Raw genomic sequence first — 21,460 nt, forward strand, 5'->3', positions numbered from 1 at the left:
GGTGCATGCCCGCCGGAAGTGTGATCGCCGCCGTCTGCCAGTTCGCGCCCGCGGCCTCCCGCGCCGGGAATCGCGCCCGGATCGGCGAGCTCGTCGCGCAGGCCGCGGGCCGCGGAGCCCGGCTCGTGGTGCTGCCCGAGTACTCCAGCTACTTCGTCGAACCGATGGACGAGACCCTCGCCGCGAACGCGGAGGAGCTCGACGACGCCTTCACGGCGGAGCTCGGCCGGCTCGCCGCGGTGCATGGCGTCGTGGTCGTCGCGGGCATGGTCGAGCGCGCCGACGCCGGCCGCATCCGCAACACCCTCGTCGCGGTGGACCGATCGGGGATCCTCGCGGTGTACCGCAAGCAGCACCTGTACGACGCGTTCGGGCAGACCGAGTCGCGCTGGATCGAGCCGGGAGGGCTCGGGGACGCGGCGACGTTCGTCGTGGACGGCCTGACCTTCGGGCTGATGACCTGCTACGACCTGCGCTTCCCGGAGGTCGCCCGCACCCTCGTCGACGCCGGCGCCGAGGTGCTCGTCGTACCGGCCGAGTGGGTGCGCGGCGCGCTCAAGGAGCACCACTGGACGACGCTGCTCGCCGCCAGGGCGATCGAGAGCACGGCGTACGTCGTCGCGGCCGACCATCCCACCCCGGTCGGCGTGGGTCACTCCGCCGTGATCGACCCGCAGGGCGTCACGCTCGCCGGCGTCGGCACGGGCGAGGGCATCGGCGTCGCCGAGCTCGAGGCCGCCGCCGTGGCCCGCGTGCGCGAGGTCAACCCCGTGCTGCGCCTGCGCCGTTACCGCGTCGTGCCGCGCTGACGCTCAGCCCGGCCAGGCGATGCGCCGCCTCGGCGATGACCTCGGGGCGCTTGCACGCGGCGAACCGCACGAGGCCGCTGTAGGCCTCGCGATGCCGGGGGTGCACGAACGCGGTGAGCGGGATCGCCGCCACGCCGATCCGCTCCGGCAGGGCGCGGCAGAACGCGTCGGCATCCGCACCGCCGATCGCGGTCGCATCCGCCACGGTGAAGTACCCGCCGTCCGGGCGGTGCACCGCGAAGCCGGCCGCCTCGAGCCCGCTGGCGAGCAGCTCGTGCTTGGCGCGCAGCCGCTCGGCGGCGCCCGCGAAGAACGCGTCCGGCAGCCGCAGGCCCGCGGCGACCGCCGGCTGGAACGGGCCGCCGTTGACGTAGGTGAGGAACTGCTTGACGCTGAGCACCGCGGTGATGAGCTCGGCGGGGCCGTGGATCCAGCCGATCTTCCAGCCGGTCACGGAGAAGGTCTTGCCGGCTGAGGAGATCGTGAGCGTCCGCTCCGCAGCGCCCGGCAGGGTCGCGATCGGCACGTGCGGCGCGGTGAACGCGAGGTGCTCGTACACCTCGTCGGTGACGATCAGCGCGTCGTGCCGCTGGGCGAGCCGGACGATCTCGGCGCGCACCTCGGGGGAGAGGACGGCGCCGGTGGGATTGTGCGGGTCGTTCACGAGGATCACCCGGCACCGGTCGGTCACCGCTGCCGCGAGCTCGTCGAGGTCGGGCTGGAAGTCGGGCAGGCGCAACGGCACGGTGCGCAGCCGGGCGCCGCTCAGTGCTGCGATGGCGGCGTAGGAGTCGTAGAACGGCTCGAACACGACGATCTCGTCCTCGGGCCCGTCCACGAGCGCCAGGAGCGCCGCCGCGATCGCCTCGGTGGCGCCCGCGGTCACCAGGATCTCGCGATCCGGATCCGCCTCGATCCCGTACCAGCGGCGCTGGTGCTCGGCGATCGCCTGCAGCAGGTCGCGCACGCCGCGCCCCGGCGGGTACTGGTTGGCCCCGGAGAGGATCGCGGCCCGCGCCGCCTCGAGCACTTCGGCCGGCCCGTCCTCGTCGGGGAAGCCCTGTCCGAGGTTGATCGCGCCGGTGCGCGCCGCGAGGGCGGACATCTCGGCGAAGATGGTCGGAGCGACCTCACCGGTCGCGGAGAGCAGGCCGGCGCCCTCGGCCGTGCGACGCCAGGCGCCGTGCAGGATTCCCATGCCGCCCAGGGTAATGGCTTAGGCGAATCTGCCGAGCGGCATAGGAAAAACACAGAGTCGGACGTCAGTCTGTAGAGGCAAGGTTCGAAGGAGCAGAAACCCCATGAGCGATCAGACACCTCAGCCCGACGCCGGACACTCCGTGCCCCCGGCCTTCTCGTCGACTTCCGCCGGCGGAGTGATCCCGCCCGTCCCCGGCACCCCGGCCGACGCCTCCGCGACGGCCCCCACGCAGCCGATCCCGCCGGCCGGCGGATACGGCATCCCGCCGCGTCCCGATCTGCCCGCGCAGGGCGCGCAGGGCGCGCACCCCGGCGCCGCGTTCGGCGTCGACTCCGCCTACCCGGCCGCGCCCGCCAAGGAGCGCCGCCCCGGCATCGGCGGGGGCAAGGTCGCGGCCATCGTCATCGCGGCGGCTCTCGTCGGCGGCATCGCCGGCGTCGGCAGCAGCGTCGTCTACGGGTCGATGAACCCGTCGTCCTCGTCGTCCAAGACCGCCGCCGGGCCCAGCACCGTCACGGTGAACAACCCGGAGTCGGTCTCCCAGGCCACCGCGATCGCCGCGAAGGCCGTGCCGTCGGTCGTCACGATCGACGTCTCGAGCTCGAGCGCCGCGGGATCCGGATCCGGCATCGTGCTCGACAAGCAGGGCCACATCCTCACCAACGCGCATGTCGTCACGCTCGACGGCGCGGTCGCCAACCCGACGATCTCGGTCACCACGTCGGACGGCCGGATCCTGACCGCGACCGTCGTCGGCATCGACCCGGTCTACGACATGGCCGTGATCCAGGTCAAGAACGGCTCGAGCCTCACCCCGATGGAGTTCGCCGACTCCTCCAAGCTCAACGTGGGCGCGATGACCGTCGCGGTGGGCGCGCCGCTCGGCCTGTCCAATTCGGTGACCACCGGCATCGTCAGCGCGCTGAACCGCAGCATCCAGATCCAGTCGTCGGCGGCGCCGTCGAACCCCGACAAGCAGCAGCAGAGCCCGAACTCGCAGGATCCGCAGCAGCCGTTCCAGTTCGACATCCCGGGTCGCGGCTCCGGCTCCTCGGCGCAGAGCACGATCTCGATCTCGGTCATCCAGACCGACGCGGCGATCAACCCCGGCAACTCCGGCGGCGCGCTGGTGGACAGCACCGGCAAGCTGATCGGTGTGAACGTCGCGATCGCGAGTGCCGGATCGTCGTCCTCGTCGTCCGGCCAGTCCGGCAACATCGGCGTCGGCTTCGCGATCCCGTCGAGCATCGCGCACCGCATCGCGAACGACATCATCGCCAACGGCAAGGCCACGCACGGCCTGCTCGGCGCCTCGGTGCAGGACGCGAGCAGCCTGAAGAACGCGACGGTCGTCGGCGCGGCGATCGCCTCGGTCACCAATGGCGGAGCGGCGGCGACCGGCGGCCTGCAGGCCGGCGACATCGTCACCGGCTTCAACGGCAACCCGGTCACCGACGCGAGCGACCTCACCGCGCAGGTGCGGGCCGTCGCGGCCGGCAGCAAGGCCACGCTCACCGTCGTCCGCGGCGGCAGCGAGCAGACCATCACGGTGACGCTGGGCACGCTCGCCCAGTGATCCCGCGGCGCTGAGCGCCGGACCCGAACCTCTGCCCCCGAGAAGGACGCCGTTCCGGCGAAAGGCCGCCGGAACGGCGTCCTTCTGCATGTCGACCTGACAGCGCGCTCCATGAGGCCGGCCGGCGGGACGATAGGCTCGCGGGGTGGCGTCCTTCTCCTTCCGCGCGGGCAACGCCGGCAAGCTGATGCGGATCCCGCTCTATCTCGCCGGACGCCTCGGGACCCTGATCGTCCCGCGCGGGCGCGGCTGGGTGATCGGCTGCGGAGCCGGGATCGGGGACGGCGCGCTCGCGCTCTGGCGGGTCGCCACCCAGGCGGGGGAGAACCCGCTCTGGCTGACCGGATCCGCCCGCGAGGAGCGCGAGGCCGCGGCTCTCGGGATCCGCTCGATCCCCAAGGGCGGACTCCGCGGCTGGTGGGCCACCGCCCGCGCCGGCGTGGTCGTCGTCACTCACGGGTTCGGCGACGTGAACCGCTACGCGACGTCCGGCGCCTTCCTCGTGCAGCTCTGGCACGGCATCCCGCTCAAACGCATCGGCCTGGACTCCCCGGCCACCGTGCAGAGCGCGATCCTTCCCCGCTTCGTGCCGCTGCAGCGGCTGATCGGCGCGCTGTATCGCGGGCAGACCCGGCGGATCCGGATCCTGCCCGCCGCCTCCGACCGCTCCCGCGGGCGCCTGGAGTCGGCGTTCGGTCTCGGCGTCGAGCAGGTGCTCGTGACCGGCGAACCCCGCGTCGACGTGCTGTCCGCGGGCGAGCCGGGCGAGCGCCGGGATCGCGCCCGCAGGCTGCTCGAGGCCGCGGTCGGACCCGTACCCGAGGGCGCCAGGGTGCTGCTGTACGCACCGACGTGGCGCGACGGCGCGGCGGATCCGGCCGTGCCCGGCGCGGCGGAGTGGGAGCGGATCGTCGCGATGCTGGAGCGCACCGACGCCGTACTGCTGGTGCGCTCGCACCCGCTCGGCGAGGGCGATTACCGCCCGACTGCCGAGACCGCGCGGATCCGGACGATCGGGTCCTCGCTGGTCGCCGACATCACCCCGATCCTGCCCGCCGTGGACGTGCTCGTCACCGACTACTCCTCGCTCGCCTACGACGTGGGCCTGCTGGCGATGCCTGTCGTCTACCTCGCGCCCGATCCGGAGGAGTACGCCCGCTCCCGCGGCTTCTACGGCCGGTACGTCGATGTCGCGGGCGAGGACTCCGCCGCCGACTGGACCGCCGCGGTCGCGCAGCTCGAGACGACGCTGCAGGACGCCGCGGAGCACGCCCGCCGCAGCGAGCGCTCCCGCGCGCTGAGCGCTGCGATGCATGCGCACCGCGACGGCCGCAACGCCGAGCGCGTGCATGACGCGATCCTCGCCCGGATCACCGGGGCGGCCTCCGCCTCGGCCGACCCGACCCGCACCCCGACGGAGGGAACCGAATGACGACCGTCCGCGTCGACGAAGAGCGGCGGACGCTGCTGATCGCCGGGGAGGGATCGGCTCCGGCCGAGATCCTGCTCGCCGGGCCGCGGGCCTCGGTGTCCGGATCCGCGATCTCCGCCGCGGACGGCTGGACCGCCGCGATCCCGCTGCGCGCGGCGCGTTGGGGCGGGGCGGAGCTGCCGCTGCCGAGCGGGGACTACGCCCTGACCGTGGACGGCGTCCGCGCCGACGACGTGGAGCTCGACGCGGTCGTGCTCCCGACGGTGCGGATCTCGGCCGAGCGCGGCACGATCCGCGTCGCGGCGCCCATCGATCCCGCGTACGAGACCGCCGAGGGACGTCTCGCGCTCGAGGGGCGCTACGCGGCGCTCGCCGGCGCGAACGAGAACGCGGTGTTCTTCGAGGCGTTCTACGGCCAGTCCAGCGGCTGCAACCCCGGCGCGATCGACCGAGAGCTCGCCGCCCGCGCCCCGGGCGTCACGCGGTACTGGAGCGTCGTCGACCTGTCCGTACCCGTCCCGGACGGGGCGGTCGCCGTCGTCGAGGGATCCCCCGAGTGGTGGCGCGCCCGCGCCGACTCCCGCCTGCTCGTCGTGAACGACTGGCTGCGTCGCCGGTTCGTGCGCAAGCCGGGGCAGCGCGTGCTGCAGACCTGGCACGGCACGCCGCTCAAGCGGCTCGCGCTGCACCGCGCCGGGTTCCACCCGCGGCGCTGGCTCGCGGTCGTGCGCGAATCCCGCCGCTGGGACGTGCTGCTCGCGCAGAACCCCTACGCCGCCCGCGTGCTGCGCAAGGCGTACGCGTTCCTGCGCAAGCCGATCTGGGTGGACGGCTACCCGCGCAACGACGCGCTCACCACGGGCGACGCGGCGCGGATCCGCTCCGCGCTGGGCATCGAGGACGGCGCGCGCGTTCTCCTGTACGCGCCGACGTGGCGCGACGACCGCTCCGAGATGGTGGACTTCGTCGACCCGGTCGCGCTCGCCGAGGCCGCGGACGCCGTCGTGCTCGTGCGCGGGCACTCCCGCACGATCCGTCCCGGCCGGAACCACGCCGGATCCCGGGTGATCGACGTGACCGGCTACCCGGACACGGCCGAACTGCTGCTCGCCGCGGACGCCTTGATCACCGACTACTCCTCGGTGATGTTCGACTTCAGCGCGACCGGCAAGCCGATGTACTTCCTCGTGCCCGACCTCGAGCACTACCGCGGCAAGCTGCGCGGCTTCTACTTCGACCTGGCCGAGCGGGCGCCGGGGCCGCTGCTGCGCACGCAGGACGAGCTCGTCGCCGCCCTCGGCGACCTGAGCGCCGTCGCCGCGCTCGCGCCGAAGTACGTCGCGTGGCAGGCGCAGTTCAACGGCCGGGACGACGGCTCCGCCGCCCGCCGCGTCGTGGACCGGATCCTCGACCTCGGCTGGCTCGAGGCCTGAGGGCTGTTCGCGGCGTCGAACCCCCGGCTTGGGGCGCATTCCGTCCGTTTGGGGCGCGTCTCACCGCGGAACGGCGCCGCGGCGCGCCCCAAAACGAGAGAATGCGCCCCGAACCGGTGATGGCTCAGGGTAGCGGCGTGTTCCTGCTGCCGAGCCGCGAGGCGTCGACCGTGTCGTGCGCGCCGCGGAGCACGCCGGCGAGGAACCCGAGGCCCCAGGACAGGTGCATCGTCGGCAGCACCGCGAGCGTCCAGACGCGCTCCCGCGGGCTGCGCGGCGGATCAGCGGGCTTGCCGGGTGTCAGCGCCATGGCGATGACGAGGATCGCGTAGGCGACGAGGGGCAGGTACACGATCGAGGCGATGATCGACAGGACCCCGCCGAACACGCCGGTGAGCTGCAGGACCGCGACCACGACCGCGAGCGCGAGCAGCAGCACGAGCGAGGGCGGGGCGAAGAAGCGCACGCCGTTGCGGCGGCCGTAGCGGCGCACGAGCTCGCCGCGCCACGCCCCGGTCGCGCGGAACTGCCGCGCCAGGCGGATCCAGCTCTCCCGCGGCCAGTAGGTGACCGCGAGCTGCGGGTCGAACCACACCCGATGACCGGCCTGGCGGATCCGCAGGTTCAGCTCCCAGTCCTCGCCGCGGCGGATCGACTCGTCGAACAGGCCGACCTCGTCGAGCACGGCCCGGCGCATCACGCCGAGGTAGGCCGACTCGGCCGCGCCCTCGCGCGTGCCGCCGTGATAGCTGCCGCCGCCGAGCCCGGCCGGGGAGTTGTATGCGCGGGCGACGGCGGCCTGGAACGGCGTGCGACCGTCGGCGCGCATGACGCCGCCGACGTTCGCCGCGCCCGTGCGGGCCAGCGTCTCCAGGGCCCGCCGGGCGTAGCCGGGGGAGAGCTCCGAGTGCGCGTCGACGCGGATGACGGTGGGGTGGATGCTGGCCCGGATCGCGGCGTTCAGCCCGACCGGGATGTCCGCGGCCGGGTTGTGCACGATCCGCAGCCGGGGCTCGGCCGCCGCGAGCCTCACGGCGAGCTCGGTGGTGCCGTCCGTGGACGGGCCGAGGGCCAGGACGAGCTCGGTGGGCCCGTCGACGTCCTGCTGCAGCACGGACCGCACGGCGTGCTCGAGGTAGGCGCGCTCGTTGAGGACCGGCATGACGAACGACACGCCGTCGGCGCGCCCGTCAGCGGCGCCGCGGTGCGCTGCGTCGGAGGAGGACGGGTCGTTCAGGCTCACCCGTCGATCCTTTCACGACTCGGGTGCGCCCTCAGGATCCGGATCCGGGCGCGCCGGACGTGCGGCTACCAGCGCCCGCCGTTCTCCCAGAACGTCCCGATGTCCTCGAGTGGGCGGCCCTTCGTCTCCGGCGCGAGCCAGACGATGAAGAAGAATGCGAGGATCGCGATCACGCCGAACACCGCGAACGTGCCCGCCCCGCCGAGCGCGTTCAGCATCGTGAGGAAGAACGCGCCGACGATGACGTTCGCGACCAGGTCGCTCGTGAGCATGACGCTCGCGCCCAGCGAACGCAGGTGCGCCGGCATCGCCTCGCCCGCGTACACCCAGACGAGGGATCCGAACCCGAAGGTGAAGCCCGCGGTGAACAGCACCAGGCCGACGAAGCCGGCGACCGTCAGCGCGCCGTCGAAGTGCCCGCCGCCGATCGCGAAGACCACCACGAGCAGCAGGTTGGCGAGCACCATCGTGCCGATGCCGATCAGCAGCACCGGGCGCCGGCCCATCCGGTCGATCACGAGCAGGGCGATGAACACGGCCACGAGGCCCGCGACCTGCACGAGCGCGGAGAGGCCGAGCTTGAGGATGTCGTCGGTGAAGCCCATCGCCTCGAAGATGCGCGGGCTGTAGTAGACGATCGCGTTGATGCCGGTGAGCTGCACGAAGAAGCCGAGCCCGACCACGAAGACGGTCGCGCGCAGGAACGGCTTGCGCAGCATGTCCAGCCAGGAGGCGGTGTGCGCGACCGCGAAGCCTGCCGTGATGGTCTCGATCTCGGCGTCGATGTCGACCTCGGGCCCCTCGATCCTGGCGAGCGTGCTGCGCGCCTCGACGGTGCGGCCCTTCATGACGTACCAGCGCGCGGTGTCGGGCAAGCGGAGCAGCACGAGCGCGATGATCAGTCCGGGGATCGCGGCGAGCCCGAGCATCCACCTCCAGCTCTCGGTCGGCGCGAGCGCCATCGCGACGAGGTAGCCGACGATGATTCCGGACACGGTGGCCACCTGGTACAGCACGAGGAAGGCGCCGCGGGACCGGGCCGGCGCCGACTCCGCGACGAAGACCGGCACGACCGCGACGGACACGCCGATCGTGAGGCCGAGCAGGAAGCGGGCGACCACGAGCACCCACAGCGCCGGTGCGAGCCCGGACAGCAGCGAGAACAGTGCGAAGGCCACAGCGACGGCGACCATGGTCGGCTTCCGGCCGATCCGGTTCGCGAGGGCGCCGCCGAACAGGGCGCCGATGATCTCGCCCACGACGACGGTGGTGGTGACCCAGGACTGCGCGGCCGGATCGAGATGGAAGTCCTTGGCGAGGTAGAGCATCGCCCCGCCGATGTTGGAGGAGTCGTAGCCGTAGATGATGCCGACGGTCGCGGCCGCGACGCCCACCAGAAGCGCGAGGCGCGTCGTCCGTGCGGAACCGGTCAGGGGAGCGCTCATGGCGTCGCCTTCCTTCTCAGGTCTCTCCCAGCGAGGGGTTCCGAGGCTACACCCGCGGCTGCGTGGCGCGCGCTGCTGTGGGCGGGTCGCGGGTACTGTTCCCGGTCGTTGAGCGAGTCCTTCCCGCGGTCGTTGAGCGAGCCCTTCCCGCGGTCGTTGAGCGACCCCTGTCCTCGGTCGTTGAGCGAGCCCTGTCCGCGGTCGTTCAGCGAGCCCTTCGCCCGGTCGTTGAGCGAGCACCGAGCGCAGCGAGGAGCGAGACGAAACGTGGCGTCCGCTCACGAAGGCCGATTCGGTCGGAAAGTTCTTGCGGGAAGAGTAGAACAAATCTTCGATTATTGATAGGATCGGAGTATGTCCAGCAGCCTCGCCCCTCTCCTCGAAGCGGTCGCGCTTGTGCAGGATTCGTGGGCGGACGCGGACGGTGGGGCCGATCTCTCCCGGGCGCAGCTGGTCGCGGTGAACGATGCGATCGGTGTGTTGCGTCGGACCACGGATGCTGTGCATGCGGAAGTGGCGGCGGGTCTCGCGCGTGAGTCGCGGCGGGAGCTGGGGCCGGATTCACTCGCGAGGCAGCAGGGGTTCCGTTCGTCGGCGCAGCTGATCGCGACGACCACGGGGGCATCGACCGGGGAGGCTGCGCGGCTGGTGAAGCTCGGTGAGGCGACCGCGCCGCGGACGAACCTGCTCGGCGAGGTGCTGCCGGCGAAGTTCCCTGTCGTGCGGGACGCGATGTGCCGGGGGAGGATCGCGGCGGCAGCGGCCGACGCGATCGTGACGTTCCTGGACCGGATGATCTTGAAGGTCGGACCTGCCGTGGCCGCCCAGGCCGAGACGCTCCTGGTGGAGAAGGCGGCCGGGCTGTCGTTGGATGAGGTGCGCAAGCTGATCGCCCGTACCGAGGCGCACCTGGATCCCGACGGTGTCGCACCCAGGGAGGACGAGCTGCGGGCGCGGACGTCGCTGACGATGTTCCAGCGGGACGGGATGCTGCACCTGAACGCGGTGCTGGATCCTGCCCGGGGTGCGCCGGTGCAGGCCGCGATCCACGGCTACGTGCCCGCGGAGTTCGCCGCGAAACGTGACGGCCGCGACCCGGACGCCCCCGAAGCGGACCGGCGCACGGTCGCGCAGATCCAGGCCGACGCCCTGGTGCACCTCGCCGAGCACGCGCTCGGCTGCGAGAGCACCGCGACGCTGAACGGCGCGACCGTCGTCGTGCGCGTCGACCTGACCGACCTCCAACACGGCACCGGGTTCGGGCTCATCGACGGGATCGACCAGCCGGTCAGCATCGGCACGATCCGGCGGATGGCCGCCGACGGCGGGGTCATCCCCTGGGTATGCGGGGCGGACAGTGAGGTCCTGGACTGGGGGCGGGAGAAACGCCTGTTCACCCCGGCGCAGCGGCTCGCGCTGCGGGAACGCGACGGCGGATGCGCGTTCTGCGGGCTCCCGCCGGAGATGACCAAGGCGCACCACATCCGCTGGTGGGCCAGAGACACCGGCCCCACCGACCTCGCCAACGGGGTCCTGCTCTGCGAAACCTGCCACCACCTCATCCACGACAACGCCTGGGACATCCACATCGACGGCATCGGCACCCGCGCGAAGGTCTGGTTCCTACCACCCCCACACATCGACCCGAAACGCACCCCACGGCCCGGCGGCAGAGCCCGCACCGAACTCATCGCCTGACGCGATCGTCCTGGGCGAGGTTGCTGCGGGCTCGCGGCACGCACTGACCGCGCTCACACGACGAACCGCCACACGTACTCCAGGCCGTCGTCCCGGCGGAACCAGGCGAGCGTGATCACGACGTCGTCGACGTCGATGTCGCACAGGCAGATCTCCAGCTGCTCGCCGGTGCCGACCCGGCCCCAGAGCTGGGTCCGGCCGGGATCCTGCGACGTCCGCGCGAACACCCGCGCGAAGTCGATCCCGTCCCCGCGGTTCGTCACGACGGGGTGCGTGCGGTCGCGCCGGTCGATGCTCCACGGCACGGGGTAGGACGGATCGGGAAAGCCGAGACCGGGGTCGGGAGGATCGAGAAAGCCGAGGCCGGGGTCGGGAGGATCTGGGGAGCGGGTCATGGCGCCACGCTAGGAGCGGGCGCCGACGCTCGGAGTCCGCGTGCCCCGAACAGCACGACAGCTGTGCAGAAGTCCGCGGATCCGCCCGCGGTGCGGAACGATCAGGCCTCGGCGTCGCGCGCGCCGGGGTGCAGCTCCGGCCCGGGCAGCTCCGGCTCGGAGACAGGGGCCGGGCGACGGCGGACGACCTGCGCGGCGCGACGCCCGACCGCGCCAATGCCCCGGGCGGCGGTCCCGGCCGCTCCGGCCACGGCCGACCCGGCGAGCTGCGCCCCGCGGGCGACCCTGCTCTCGATCCGCTCGGCGCCGGGCACCGGCTCGAGCTCGGCCGGCAGCGTCAGCGGCGGCAGGCCGAACGCCCGGCGCGAGCTCGTCAGCACGCGACGCCCGAGCACGTGGTTGCCCGCGCCGCCGATCACCGCGCCCACGCCGAACGGCAGGGCCTTGCCGAGGAACGAGGCGCCGCCGGCCGCCGCGAAGTGCCGGATGAGCATGCTCTTCAACCGGTCCGCGAGCGGCCCGACCGCCGCACGCGGGAGGGACTTCGTGACGAGCTCGCCCCAGTACGCGGGGCGGCCCGCACCCTTCCCGCTCGCCTGCCCGGCGAGCTGCCGGATGAGATCCACGCCCTCCTTGCCGAGCATGAGCGTCATCACGAGCGCACGCGCCCGATCCGGGTTCGTCACCGAGATGCCGTGCACCTCCGCCACGGACTGCGCGAACAGCGCGGTCGACTCGACGAAACCCGCCGTCTCCACGCCAGAAAGCGCCAGGGTGATGCCGGTGGTGATGCCGGGGATCACCGCCGTCGCGCCGACGGCGGCGCCGCCCGTGGTGACCGCAGCGAGGTAGCGCCGCTCGAGCAGCGAGATGATCTCGGCGGGCGTCGCCTCCGGGTGGCGCAGCCGGATGCTGCGGATGTGCGCGAGCACCAGCGGGCGCTGCACGGCGAGCACCCGGTCCAGTCCCCGGATCGCCATCGGGTGCTCGGAGGATCCGGCCGGCGGCACGCCGCCCGCCCAGGGTGCGTCGTCGGGCAGCGAATGGATCCGGTGGACCGTTCCCGCGTCATCTCTGCGCGCCATGATCCCGAGCCTACGGAGTGGCGCCGCGAAACCGCCGAGAAGCGCCCTGATGCGGCCCGACCGGGCCGGCATGCGAAGAGCCCGTGCGCGCGGGTGACGCGGGCACGGGCTCTCGAAGGCGGAGGGCTCAGACGAAGAGGTTCGCCCGCTCCAGGTCCTCGGCGAAGTCGACCTCGACCGCGTACAGGTCGGAGATGTCCATCGGCTCGAGGAGCAGGCCGTTCTCGACGATCGCGAGCTCGAGGCCGCGCTCGAAGTAGTCCTGGTCGTCGACGCGCTGCAGCTGGCGCAGGAACGCCTGCTTGTCGCGTGAGGAGATGTAGTTGATGCCGACGGCCTCGCCGATGCCGCCCCGGACGGTCTTGGAGAGTTCCTTGATGTAGCCCTCGGCGTCGACGGTGTACTTGACCTCTTCGTCGCTGACCTTGGCCGTGTTCACCGTCACGAAGGACTGGTCGCGCTCGATGAACTCGATCGCACGGCCGAGGATGCGCGGGTCGAAGACGACGTCGCCGTTCATCCAGAGGACGCCGTGGCGGCCGGTCGCGTTGAGCCCGCGCAGCAGGCTCTTCGATGTGTTCGTCTGGTCGTAGCGCTCGTTGTGCACGTAGTTCACATCGGGGAACGCCTCGATGATCGTCTCGGCGCGGTAGCCGACGATCGTGGTGATGCGGACATCGTCGCCGAAGGCGGCGTGGATGTTGTCGTGCTGCTGCTGCATGATCGAGCGGCCGTCGCCGAGCTCGGTCAGCGGTTTCGGGAGGGAGCGCCCGAGGCGCGAGCCCATCCCGGCAGCGAGAATGATGGTTTGAAGAGTCACAGAACTGCTCCTGTTACGTGTGTTCACGGTTACATCACCGATAGGACACTTCCTCGTGCCAGTGTTCACGCTATCGGTGCACACTGAGCATCACCGGTGAGAGGGCTCCCGTGTTGCCGTTCCGTTACCAAGTCTACGGGTGGTTCACAGGTTTTCGGACCGTGAAATTCGCCTTCCGTATGCCGCACGGCCGCCGTACCTGCCCGCCGCTGTCAGGCCCGGTTGATACCGTGAGGCGATGAGCGCCGCGCCGAAAGATCCCTCCACATCTCACGACCCCTCTCCGCCGCGGAAGCCTCGCCGGGCGTCCTCGCACGGCGCGTACAGCGCCGCCGACACGGCCCGGGTGAAGGCCGAGAGCCAGGCCGGCGCGGAACGGGCGGAGGCGGCACGGCGTGCGGAGGCGCGGACGGCCGCCGCGCGGGCGGACATCGCTAAGACGGCCGCGCAGAAGGCCGCGAGCGTGCACGCCGACGTCGTCGCGGCGGAGGCCAGGAAGACGGCCGAGAAGGTGGCGGCGGTCAAGGCGACCGCACCGCGCGCTCCCGGCAAGAGGACACCCCTCGCGAAGGCGAAGCGGACCGTCCCTGCGCGCGCCGCGGAGCGCGTCGCGGCGGAGGGGGGCGCCCCGCAGGCGAGCACGACCATGGTCGTCGAGGAAGGCGTCGCGATCGAGGAGATCGTCGAGGAGCCGACCGCCGTCGAGAGCGGGCGGATCGAGGAATCGAAGACGGATCCGGACGTCGAGCCCGCACAGGAATTCGAGCCGGAGCCGGAAACCGAGTCGGCTGAGAACGTCGTCTCCCCGGCCGAGCCCGTCGCAGGGGATGATGCTCCTGTGGACATCGAACCGGGGGCGACTTCGGCGACTGAGCCGGGGATCGGATCGACGACGGCGGAGGACAGCGCAGAAGACGCCGCCGAGACCGGACAGGAGCCGGCGCAGTGGCACGCGCTCGTCGTGCGCGGACTGGTCAAGCGCTTCGGCGACTCCGTCGCACTGGACCGGATCGACCTGACCGTGCCCGCCGGATCCTTCTACGGGATCGTCGGGCCGAACGGCGCGGGCAAGACGACGACGCTGTCGATCATCGCCGGACTGCTGCGCCCCGATGCCGGCACCGTGTGGATCAGCGGCATCGACCAGGCCGCGCACCCCCGGGCGGCGAAGAAGGTGCTCGGCGTGCTCCCGGATCGCCTGCGCACGTTCGACCGCCTCACCGGGCGCCAGCTGCTGCACAACTACGGGCTGCTGCGCGGTCTGTCCGCCGACGTCGTGGAGAAGCGCGTCGCGGATCTCGCGCGCGCCTTCGATCTCACCGGCGCGCTCAGCCGCGTCGTCTCCGACTACTCCGCCGGCATGACGAAGAAGATCATGCTCGCCGGCGCCATGATCCACTCCCCGCGGGTGCTCGTGCTGGACGAGCCGTTCGAGTCGGTGGATCCGGTTTCCTCCGGGGTGATCCTCGACATCCTCCGCGCCTACGTCGCGCACGGCGGCACCGTGGTGCTGTCCAGCCACGGCATGGACCTGATCGAGCAGGTGTGCACGCGGATCGCCATCATCGTGGGCGGCGAGGTCCTCGCGGAGGGCACCGTGGACGAGGTGCGCGCGGGGCAGACCCTCGAGCAGCGCTTCGTCGAGCTGTCCGGCAGCGCAGGCGAGGTGGAGGGTCTCGAGTGGTTGCACACGTTCTCCGACTGAGGGTCGTGCTCGCGCTCGGCGCGCTCCGGGGGGACCGCAGTCGGGTGATGCGCACCGCCGTCGCCCTCGCGCTCACGATCGCCGCGACCGTCGTCGCCGTGCTCGCGGTGCGGAGCCTCGCCCACACGTCCGAGGCCGTCGCACACGTCGTGCTGGTGCTCGGCAGCTCGGCCGTGGTGCTGGGCTTCTTCGTCGCGCCGATCCTGTCCGGGACCGTCGATCAGCTGGATCCGCGCCGGTTCGTCGTGTTCGGGGCGGACGCGCGCACGCTGCCCGCGATCCTGACGCTCGCGGCGTTCGTCAGCGTGCCGAGTCTCGCCCTGCTCGTGGTGGAGATCGCCGTCGTCGCGCTGGCGATCCGGTTCGACACGCCCTGGGCGCTCGCCGTGCTCTCCGGACTGCTCGTGCTGGTCACCGCGGTGCTCGCCGCGCGCGCGGGCATGGCCCTCAGCGCCATGCTGCTGCCCGAGCGGCGCTCCCGCGAGCTGACCGGGCTGTTCGCGCTCGCGGTCATCGTCGTCGCGGTGCCGGTGTGCGTCTTCGTGGCGTCCCTGGGCTGGGGCGGTGCCGTCCCTGCGCCGCTGCACGGGATCGCGGGCGGGCTCGGGTTCACTCCGTTCGGAGCCGCGGCCGCGCTCCCGTTCGCCGAGACGGAGGGCGGGCTGGCGGGCGGGATCGCCATCGCCGTGCTCACCGCCGCCGTGGTCGCCGCCGGCTGGGTCGCGCTCGTCCGGCGCGCGCTGCGCACGATCGACCGCCGGTCCGCGGTCCGCGAACGACCCGGCCTCGGCTGGTTCGCGCTGCTGCCCTCGACCGCGTTCGGCGCGGTCGCCGCGCGCAGTCTCGTGTACTGGCTGCGCGACCGCCGCTACGTCGTCAACGTCGTGATCGTGCCGATCGCCGGCGTGCTCACCGTGGCGCCGCTGCTGGTCGCCGGGGTGCCGCTGGGGCTCGCCGCGATCCTGCCGGTCGTGGTCATGGCGCTGTTCTTCGGATGGCTGCCGCACAACGACGTCGCCTACGACTCGACCGCGTTCTGGATCCATGTCGCGAGCGGCGTGCGGGGCGTGCCCGACCGGCTCGGGCGTCTCGTCCCGGTCGCGCTGATCGCCCTGCCGACGCTCGCGGTCGCGATCCCGATCACGCTCGCCGTGGTCGGCCGGTGGTCGCTGCTGCCGGCGCTCGTCGGCGTGGTCGCGAGCCTGTTCCTGACCGGACTGGGGCTCGCGAGCATCTTCTCCGTGCTCTCCCCCTATGCGGTGTCGCGGCCGGGCGACAGCCCGTTCCAGCAGCCGCAGCGCTCCCGGGGCGGCGCGCTCGGTCAGGCCGGCACCCTGATCGGTGCGGTCGTGCTGTCCGCGCCGGCGATTCTGCTCGCCTGGCCTGCGCTGGGCACGCCGGGCGCCTCCACCGCTCCGGCGCTGTGGGTGGGGCTCGTCACCGGCGTCGTCGTGCTCGTCGGCGGGGTGCTGATCGGCGGTCGCTCGTTCGAGCGACGCGGCGCCGAGCTGATGGAGTTCGTCGAGACGGCCTGACAGACACGGCCCCTCCCGGGCCGAGCGCGATTAGAATCGCGAGCATGAGCACACCGCTGGACGCCCCGGATCAGGGAGGCATCGCCACCCTCGATCGCGAACTCGAGCAGCTCCTCAACGAGGAGCTCCAGGAGCCGGGGGACCACGAGCGGTTCTCCCATTACGTGAAGAAGGAGAAGATCCTCGAGTCCGCGCTCACCGGCAAACCGGTGCGCGCGCTGTGCGGCAAGAAGTGGACGCCGGGCCGCGACCCGGAGAAGTTCCCGGTGTGCCCCACGTGCAAGGAGATCTACGAGTCCCTGATGGGCTGACCCTCGGCAGCCTCAGGGACCGCCCTACTCCGCGTCGACGTACACCGTCGGGATCGCCGGATCCGACCTGCTCAGCGCGAGGGCCCGCACCGGCAGCTCCTCGCGCACCCTGAGATGGTGCGCCCGCGCGGCGACCGTGCCGGCGTGACCCTCGGAGGACGCGTCGATCTCGCCGTGGTCCACGAACACGACCTGCAGCGCCCGTCCGCCCGGGTGCTCCTGCGACCCGCCGAGCTCCTCGAAGCCGTCCGACACGACCACGGTCTCGGACTGCGCCACGCCGTCCGCCAGGATCCGGAACGCGGCCTTCCGCCCACCCTTGGACGCCTTGTCCGCCGAGGCCTTCGCGACGGAGATCCAGCCGCCGTCCGCGCCCTGCCGCGCGACGAGCTTGTAGATCATGCTCGCCGTCGGATAGCCGGATCCGGTGACCACCGACGTGCCCACGCCGTACGCGTCGACGGGGGACGCGGCGAGGGCGGCGATCGCGTATTCGTCCAGATCGCTCGTCACGGTGATCCGGGTACCGGTGGCGCCCAGGCCGTCGAGCTGCTCGCGCACCGCCGCGGCGACGATCGGCAGGTCGCCGGAGTCGATCCTGACCCCGCCGAGCCCGGTGCCGGCGACGCGGATCGCGGTCTCCACCCCGGCGCGGATGTCGTAGGTGTCCACGAGCAGAGTCGTGCCGGTGCCGAGTGCCTCGATCTGCGCGCGGAACGCGTCCTCCTCGCTGTCGTGCAGCAGGGTCCAGGCGTGCGCCGCGGTGCCCATCGTCGGGATCCCCCAGCGGCGGCCGGCCTCCAGGTTGCTCGTCGCGCCGAAGCCGGCGATGAACGCGGCGCGGGCGGCAGCCACGGCCGAGTCGTCCGCGGCGCGACGCGATCCCATCTCCGCCAGCGGACGCTCACCGGCCGCGATGCTCATCCGGGAGGCGGCGGTCGCGATCGCCGAGTCGTGGTTGAGGACGCTGAGCGCGAGCGTCTCCAGGACCACCGCGTCGGCGAACGTGCCCTCGACGGTGAGCACGGGGGATCCGGGGAAGTAGAGCTCGCCCTCCCGGTAGCCGCGGATCGTGCCCCGGAAGCGGTACGCCTCGAGGTGGCGGAGGGTGGCCGCGTCGACCACGTCCGCGTCGCGCAGGTAGCGCAGCTCTTCCTCGCCGAACCGGAACTCGCGCAGCAGGGAGAGCAGGCGCCCGGTTCCGGCGACCACGCCGAAGCGGCGCCCGCCGGAGAGGCGCCGGGTGAACAGCTCGAACACGCAGGGCCTCGCGGCGGTGCCGTCGCGCAGTGCGGCCTCGAGCATCGTGAGCTCGTAGCGGTCGGTCTTGAGGGCGCTCGACGGGGTCACAGCGATCAGCATACGGGCGGTGCGCGCCCGGGGCGGGGACGCCGGAGGATAGGCTGGTGCATCATGAACGACGCGCCGATCGGGATCTTCGACTCCGGTGTCGGCGGTCTCACCGTCGCCCGGGCGATCCGGGCCCAGCTGCCCCGCGAGTCCTTCGTCTACATCGGCGACACCGCGCACTCGCCCTACGGCCCCAAGCCGATCGCGGACGTGCGCCGCTACGGGCTCGAGGTGCTGGACACGCTCGTCGATCAGGGCGTGAAGATGCTCGTGATCGCGTGCAACACCGCCTCCTCTGCGATGCTGCGGGACGCCCGCGAGCGCTACGACGTGCCCGTGGTCGAGGTCATCGGCCCGGCCGTGCGGCGTGCGATGTCGACCACCCGGAACGGCCGGATCGGCGTGATCGGCACGATCGGGACGATCGGATCCCGCGCCTACCAGGACATGCTCGAGGTGAACGAGAACCTCTCCGTGTTCGCGGCGGCCTGCCCGCGCTTCGTGGAGTTCGTCGAGGCCGGGATCACCGACACCGCCGAGGTGCTCCGCGTCGCAGAGGACTACCTCGCGCCGCTGCGCGACGCCGACGTCGACACGCTCGTGCTCGGCTGCACGCACTACCCGTTCCTGCGCGGCGCGATCGGCTACGTGATGGGGGAGGGCGTGTCGCTCGTGTCGAGCGACGACGAGACCGCCGGCGACGTGTACCGGCAGCTCGTGCGCGGCGACCTGCTGGCGTCCCCCGACGCGCGCCCCCGCTACGTGTACGAGGCGACCGGTGACACCACCGAGGAGTTCACCGCGCTCGCCAACCGCCTGATGGGCCAGGAGGTGCGCGACGTGCAGCTCGTGCACACCGGCGTCATCGACCTGTCCTACCTGGAGGAGACCTCATGACCGATTCCGCCACGACCACCGGCACCGTCCGCAAGGACGGCCGGTCCGTCGACCAGCTCCGCCTGATCACGATCGAGCGCGGCTGGAGCGCCCAGGCCGAGGGATCCGCCCTGATCAGCTTCGGCGGCACGAAGGTGCTCTGCACGGCGTCGTTCACGAACGGCGTGCCGCGCTGGCTGACCGGCAAGGGCAAGGGCTGGGTGACCGCGGAGTACGCGATGCTCCCGCGCGCGACCAACGAGCGCAACGACCGGGAGAGCGTGAAGGGCCGCATCGGCGGGCGCACGCACGAGATCTCCCGCCTGATCGGCCGCGCGCTGCGCGCCGTGGTCGACACCAAGGCGCTCGGCGAGAACACGATCGTCATCGACTGCGATGTGCTGCAGGCCGACGGCGGCACCCGCACCGCGGCGATCACGGGCGCTTACGTCGCCCTCGCCGACGCGATCGAGTGGGGACGGCGGAAGAAGTTCATCGCGCAGAAGTCGCAGGTGCTCCTCGACTCCGTCGCGGCGGTCTCGGTCGGCATCATCGACGGCGAGCCCATGCTGGATCTGGCCTACGTCGAGGACGTCCGCGCCGAGACCGACATGAACGTCGTCGTGACCGGCCGCGGTCTGTTCGTGGAGGTGCAGGGCACGGCCGAGGGCGCGCCGTTCGACAAGCGCGAGCTCGACGCCCTGCTCGAGCTCGGCGTGAACGGCTGCGCCGACCTGCGCGACCACCAGCTCGCCGCGCTCGCGGACTGACGGGCGCCGACCGGCCGACGGCGCACCATCACTGACCGTGTCCCACTTTCTGCTGTCGGAGAGGGGATCCGGCAACAGAAATCGGGACACGACCCAGCAGAAAGTGGGACACGGATGAGGATCGTCCTCGCGACGCACAATCCGCACAAGGTCGAGGAGTTCCGCGGGATCGTCGCCGCGACCCGGCCCGATCTCGAGGTGGTCGGCTACGACGGGCCCGAGCCGGTCGAGGACGGCGTCACATTCGAGGAGAACGCGCTCATCAAGGCCCGCGCCGCCGCCGCGCACACCGGACTGCCGGCGCTCGCCGACGACTCCGGGATCGCCGTGGACGTGCTGGGCGGCTCGCCCGGCGTGTTCTCCGCGTACTGGGCCGGGCAGCACAAGGACGCGATCGCCAACCGCGACCTGCTGCTGGACCAGCTGCGCGACATCGCGGATCCGCACCGGGCTGCGCACTTCGTCAGCGTGATCGCGCTGGTCACCCCGGACGGCCGGGAGTGGACCGTCCGCGGCGACTGGCCGGGACGCCTCGCGCACGCCGCGGCCGGCGACGGCGGCTTCGGCTACGACCCGGTGTTCGTGCCGGACGGGCAGACCGCCCCCGCGCGCACCGTCGGCGAGTTCACCGCGGACGAGAAACAGGCGCAGTCCCACCGCGCCCGTGCGTTCGTCGCGCTGGTCCCGCTGCTCGCCGAGCTCTGAGGGCTCGCCGGACTCCGAGGCGCCGTCCGCCTCAGCGCACGTCGCGCCCGCCGCGCAACTGAGAATCGTTCCCGTTCCCGACTAGCCGAAAACGGCTCCGACCGGGGGATACCCGCCCTACGCTGGAAGCATGCACGATCACGCCCCCGCCACAGGGATCCGCTCCGCAGGGCACCGCCGCCTGCTCGCGATCTCCCTGACGCTGACCTGCGTGATCATGCTCGTGCAGGTCGTCGGAGCGATCCTGTCCGGGTCCCTCGCCCTGCTCGCGGACGCCGCGCACATGTTCACCGACGCGTCCGCCCTCGTCATCGCGCTGATCGCGAGCGCGGTCGCCGCCCGCCCCGCGGATGACCGGCGCACGTTCGGGTACCAGCGCGCAGAGGTGTTCGGGGCGCTGATCAATGCGATCATCCTGATCCTGCTGTCGGCCTGGGTGGCGTACGAGGGCGTGACCCGGCTGCTCCACCCGACCGGGGTCCAGGTCGCGGGAACCCTCATGCTGATCGTCGCCGCGGTCGGTCTCGTCGCGAACGCGATCGCGATGTGGCTGCTCAGCGCCGCGCAGCGCACCAGCATCAACGTCCGCGGTGCCTACCTCGAGGTGATGGGCGACCTCATCGGCTCGGCCATGGTCATCGTCGCCGCGATCGTCATCGTCACCACCGGGTGGGCGCCCGCCGACGCGATCGCCTCGCTCCTGATCGCCGCCATGATCATCCCGCGTGCGATCTCGCTGCTGCGCGAGGTGTTCTCGGTGCTCGCCGAATCCGCGCCGAAGGGCACCGCGGTGAGCGAGATCCGCGAGCACCTGCTCGACTACCCGGGCGTCACGGGCGTGCACGACGTGCACGTGTGGCAGCTGACCCGCGGCGCCCCGGTGTTCACCGCCCACGTGTCGGTCCAGCCGGACGCGCTCGAGAACGGGGGAGCCTCCACGCTGCTCACCCAGCTGCAGACCTGCCTCGAAGAGCACTTCGACGTCGAGCACTCCACGTTCCAGATCGAGCCGGACCGGTCCGGTCTCGGCAACGCGGACTGCGAGGCCACACACGCCTGACCGCCGCCGGG

19 protein-coding genes are annotated in these 21,460 nt (G+C 72.1%); 12 read left to right on the plus strand and 7 right to left on the minus strand.

Annotated elements, in window-relative coordinates; genetic code table 11:
* Positions 1-5: 5 nt before the first annotated feature.
* Positions 6-809, plus strand: coding sequence for a carbon-nitrogen hydrolase family protein (locus RBR11_RS09145; RefSeq protein ID WP_308489016.1), 804 nt, complete (start codon positions 6-8; stop codon positions 807-809).
* On the opposite strand, the gene RBR11_RS09150 is transcribed toward RBR11_RS09145, so the two are convergent.
* Positions 763-2,007: an aminotransferase class I/II-fold pyridoxal phosphate-dependent enzyme gene (locus RBR11_RS09150; RefSeq protein WP_308489017.1), complete on the minus strand. Its 1,245-nt coding sequence runs from the start codon at positions 2,005-2,007 to the stop codon at positions 763-765. The two genes, RBR11_RS09145 and RBR11_RS09150, sit on opposite strands and share 47 nt — an antisense overlap.
* Before the next feature lie 103 nt (positions 2,008-2,110).
* Between RBR11_RS09150 and RBR11_RS09155 the strand changes: the two genes are divergently transcribed.
* The 3 genes from RBR11_RS09155 to RBR11_RS09165 all read left to right on the plus strand — a co-directional run bounded on the left by RBR11_RS09155 (position 2,111) and on the right by RBR11_RS09165 (position 6,451).
* A complete protein-coding gene (locus RBR11_RS09155; protein ID WP_308489018.1) occupies positions 2,111-3,586 on the plus strand; it encodes a S1C family serine protease in 1,476 nt (491 codons plus the stop codon).
* A gap of 145 nt (positions 3,587-3,731) precedes the next feature.
* Positions 3,732-5,018 (plus strand): CDP-glycerol glycerophosphotransferase family protein, encoded by a 1,287-nt coding sequence (locus RBR11_RS09160; protein WP_308489019.1) that lies wholly within the window; start codon positions 3,732-3,734, stop codon positions 5,016-5,018.
* Positions 5,015-6,451 (plus strand): CDP-glycerol glycerophosphotransferase family protein, encoded by a 1,437-nt coding sequence (locus tag RBR11_RS09165; protein WP_308489020.1) that lies wholly within the window; start codon positions 5,015-5,017, stop codon positions 6,449-6,451. The genes RBR11_RS09160 and RBR11_RS09165 overlap by 4 nt, the downstream gene beginning before the upstream one ends.
* Before the next feature lie 124 nt (positions 6,452-6,575).
* Here RBR11_RS09165 and RBR11_RS09170 read toward each other — a convergent pair whose 3' ends face one another.
* Together RBR11_RS09170 and RBR11_RS09175 are read right to left on the minus strand one after the other, a co-directional pair.
* Positions 6,576-7,613 (minus strand): glycosyltransferase, encoded by a 1,038-nt coding sequence (locus RBR11_RS09170; protein ID WP_308489101.1) that lies wholly within the window; start codon positions 7,611-7,613, stop codon positions 6,576-6,578.
* A 146-nt stretch (positions 7,614-7,759) separates the two neighbouring features.
* Complete coding sequence (locus RBR11_RS09175) at positions 7,760-9,139, minus strand: sugar porter family MFS transporter (RefSeq protein WP_308489021.1); 1,380 nt, start codon at positions 9,137-9,139, stop codon at positions 7,760-7,762.
* Positions 9,140-9,493: 354 nt separating this feature from the next.
* Here RBR11_RS09175 and RBR11_RS09180 point away from each other — a divergent pair, with 354 nt between their 5' ends.
* Positions 9,494-10,837, plus strand: a complete 1,344-nt coding sequence (locus RBR11_RS09180; protein ID WP_308489022.1) for an HNH endonuclease — start codon at positions 9,494-9,496, stop codon at positions 10,835-10,837.
* Between the two features lie 53 nt (positions 10,838-10,890).
* Here the strand turns inward: RBR11_RS09180 and RBR11_RS09185 are convergent, their stop codons facing one another.
* The 3 genes from RBR11_RS09185 to RBR11_RS09195 form a co-directional block, all read right to left on the minus strand.
* Positions 10,891-11,232, minus strand: a complete 342-nt coding sequence (locus RBR11_RS09185; protein WP_308489023.1) for a hypothetical protein — start codon at positions 11,230-11,232, stop codon at positions 10,891-10,893.
* A 101-nt stretch (positions 11,233-11,333) separates the two neighbouring features.
* On the minus strand, positions 11,334-12,317 hold the full coding sequence (locus tag RBR11_RS09190; RefSeq protein ID WP_308489024.1) for a hypothetical protein: 984 nt from the start codon (positions 12,315-12,317) through the stop codon (positions 11,334-11,336).
* Between the two features lie 127 nt (positions 12,318-12,444).
* Positions 12,445-13,137 carry a phosphocholine cytidylyltransferase family protein gene (locus tag RBR11_RS09195; protein ID WP_308489025.1) on the minus strand — a complete coding sequence of 231 codons (693 nt, stop codon included), beginning with the start codon at positions 13,135-13,137 and terminating at the stop codon, positions 12,445-12,447.
* A gap of 238 nt (positions 13,138-13,375) precedes the next feature.
* Here RBR11_RS09195 and RBR11_RS09200 point away from each other — a divergent pair, with 238 nt between their 5' ends.
* Genes RBR11_RS09200 through RBR11_RS09210 form a run of 3 tightly spaced genes read left to right on the plus strand, consistent with a single transcriptional unit; the run spans position 13,376 to position 16,688 of the window.
* Entirely contained in the window at positions 13,376-14,842 is a 1,467-nt protein-coding gene (locus RBR11_RS09200; RefSeq protein ID WP_308489026.1) for an ATP-binding cassette domain-containing protein, read from the plus strand.
* Entirely contained in the window at positions 14,818-16,377 is a 1,560-nt protein-coding gene (locus RBR11_RS09205) for a hypothetical protein (RefSeq protein ID WP_308489027.1), read from the plus strand. Before RBR11_RS09200 ends, RBR11_RS09205 begins: the two co-directional genes overlap by 25 nt.
* Positions 16,378-16,421: 44 nt before the next feature.
* Positions 16,422-16,688 (plus strand): DUF3039 domain-containing protein, encoded by a 267-nt coding sequence (locus RBR11_RS09210; RefSeq protein WP_308489028.1) that lies wholly within the window; start codon positions 16,422-16,424, stop codon positions 16,686-16,688.
* Between the two features lie 24 nt (positions 16,689-16,712).
* Here RBR11_RS09210 and RBR11_RS09215 read toward each other — a convergent pair whose 3' ends face one another.
* Positions 16,713-18,038, minus strand: a complete 1,326-nt coding sequence (locus tag RBR11_RS09215) for a nicotinate phosphoribosyltransferase (RefSeq protein WP_308489029.1) — start codon at positions 18,036-18,038, stop codon at positions 16,713-16,715.
* 63 nt (positions 18,039-18,101) lie between these two features.
* Between RBR11_RS09215 and murI the strand changes: the two genes are divergently transcribed.
* The 4 genes from murI (at position 18,102) to RBR11_RS09235 (ending at position 21,449) form a co-directional block, all read left to right on the plus strand.
* On the plus strand, positions 18,102-18,935 hold the full coding sequence (murI, locus tag RBR11_RS09220; protein ID WP_308489030.1) for a glutamate racemase: 834 nt from the start codon (positions 18,102-18,104) through the stop codon (positions 18,933-18,935).
* On the plus strand, positions 18,932-19,684 hold the full coding sequence (rph, locus tag RBR11_RS09225; protein ID WP_308489031.1) for a ribonuclease PH: 753 nt from the start codon (positions 18,932-18,934) through the stop codon (positions 19,682-19,684). Before murI ends, rph begins: the two co-directional genes overlap by 4 nt.
* A 114-nt stretch (positions 19,685-19,798) precedes the next feature.
* On the plus strand, positions 19,799-20,389 hold the full coding sequence (gene rdgB, locus RBR11_RS09230) for an RdgB/HAM1 family non-canonical purine NTP pyrophosphatase (protein WP_308489033.1): 591 nt from the start codon (positions 19,799-19,801) through the stop codon (positions 20,387-20,389).
* 130 nt (positions 20,390-20,519) lie between these two features.
* Entirely contained in the window at positions 20,520-21,449 is a 930-nt protein-coding gene (locus tag RBR11_RS09235) for a cation diffusion facilitator family transporter (protein ID WP_308489034.1), read from the plus strand.
* The last annotated feature ends 11 nt before the right edge of the window (positions 21,450-21,460 follow it).

Origin of the sequence: Microbacterium capsulatum, assembly GCF_030865425.1 — a bacterium.
In the GTDB taxonomy this organism is placed as follows: Bacteria; Actinomycetota; Actinomycetes; order Actinomycetales; family Microbacteriaceae; genus Microbacterium; species Microbacterium capsulatum.

What these genes read in the sequence shown, in the direction of transcription:
- RBR11_RS09170 (WP_308489101.1), bottom strand. Translation starts at nt 7,613, where the DNA reads ATGCCGGTCCTCAACGAGCGCGCCTACCTCGAGCACGCCGTGCGGTCC.
- RBR11_RS09175 (WP_308489021.1), bottom strand. Translation starts at nt 9,139, where the DNA reads ATGAGCGCTCCCCTGACCGGTTCCGCACGGACGACGCGCCTCGCGCTT.
- RBR11_RS09150 (WP_308489017.1), bottom strand. Translation starts at nt 2,007, where the DNA reads ATGGGAATCCTGCACGGCGCCTGGCGTCGCACGGCCGAGGGCGCCGGC.
- RBR11_RS09180 (WP_308489022.1), top strand. Translation starts at nt 9,494, where the DNA reads ATGTCCAGCAGCCTCGCCCCTCTCCTCGAAGCGGTCGCGCTTGTGCAG.
- RBR11_RS09185 (WP_308489023.1), bottom strand. Translation starts at nt 11,232, where the DNA reads ATGACCCGCTCCCCAGATCCTCCCGACCCCGGCCTCGGCTTTCTCGAT.
- rph (WP_308489031.1), top strand. Translation starts at nt 18,932, where the DNA reads ATGACCGATTCCGCCACGACCACCGGCACCGTCCGCAAGGACGGCCGG.
- murI (WP_308489030.1), top strand. Translation starts at nt 18,102, where the DNA reads ATGAACGACGCGCCGATCGGGATCTTCGACTCCGGTGTCGGCGGTCTC.
- RBR11_RS09145 (WP_308489016.1), top strand. Translation starts at nt 6, where the DNA reads ATGCCCGCCGGAAGTGTGATCGCCGCCGTCTGCCAGTTCGCGCCCGCG.
- RBR11_RS09210 (WP_308489028.1), top strand. Translation starts at nt 16,422, where the DNA reads ATGAGCACACCGCTGGACGCCCCGGATCAGGGAGGCATCGCCACCCTC.
- RBR11_RS09165 (WP_308489020.1), top strand. Translation starts at nt 5,015, where the DNA reads ATGACGACCGTCCGCGTCGACGAAGAGCGGCGGACGCTGCTGATCGCC.
- RBR11_RS09200 (WP_308489026.1), top strand. Translation starts at nt 13,376, where the DNA reads ATGAGCGCCGCGCCGAAAGATCCCTCCACATCTCACGACCCCTCTCCG.
- RBR11_RS09190 (WP_308489024.1), bottom strand. Translation starts at nt 12,317, where the DNA reads ATGGCGCGCAGAGATGACGCGGGAACGGTCCACCGGATCCATTCGCTG.
- rdgB (WP_308489033.1), top strand. Translation starts at nt 19,799, where the DNA reads ATGAGGATCGTCCTCGCGACGCACAATCCGCACAAGGTCGAGGAGTTC.
- RBR11_RS09235 (WP_308489034.1), top strand. Translation starts at nt 20,520, where the DNA reads ATGCACGATCACGCCCCCGCCACAGGGATCCGCTCCGCAGGGCACCGC.
- RBR11_RS09155 (WP_308489018.1), top strand. Translation starts at nt 2,111, where the DNA reads ATGAGCGATCAGACACCTCAGCCCGACGCCGGACACTCCGTGCCCCCG.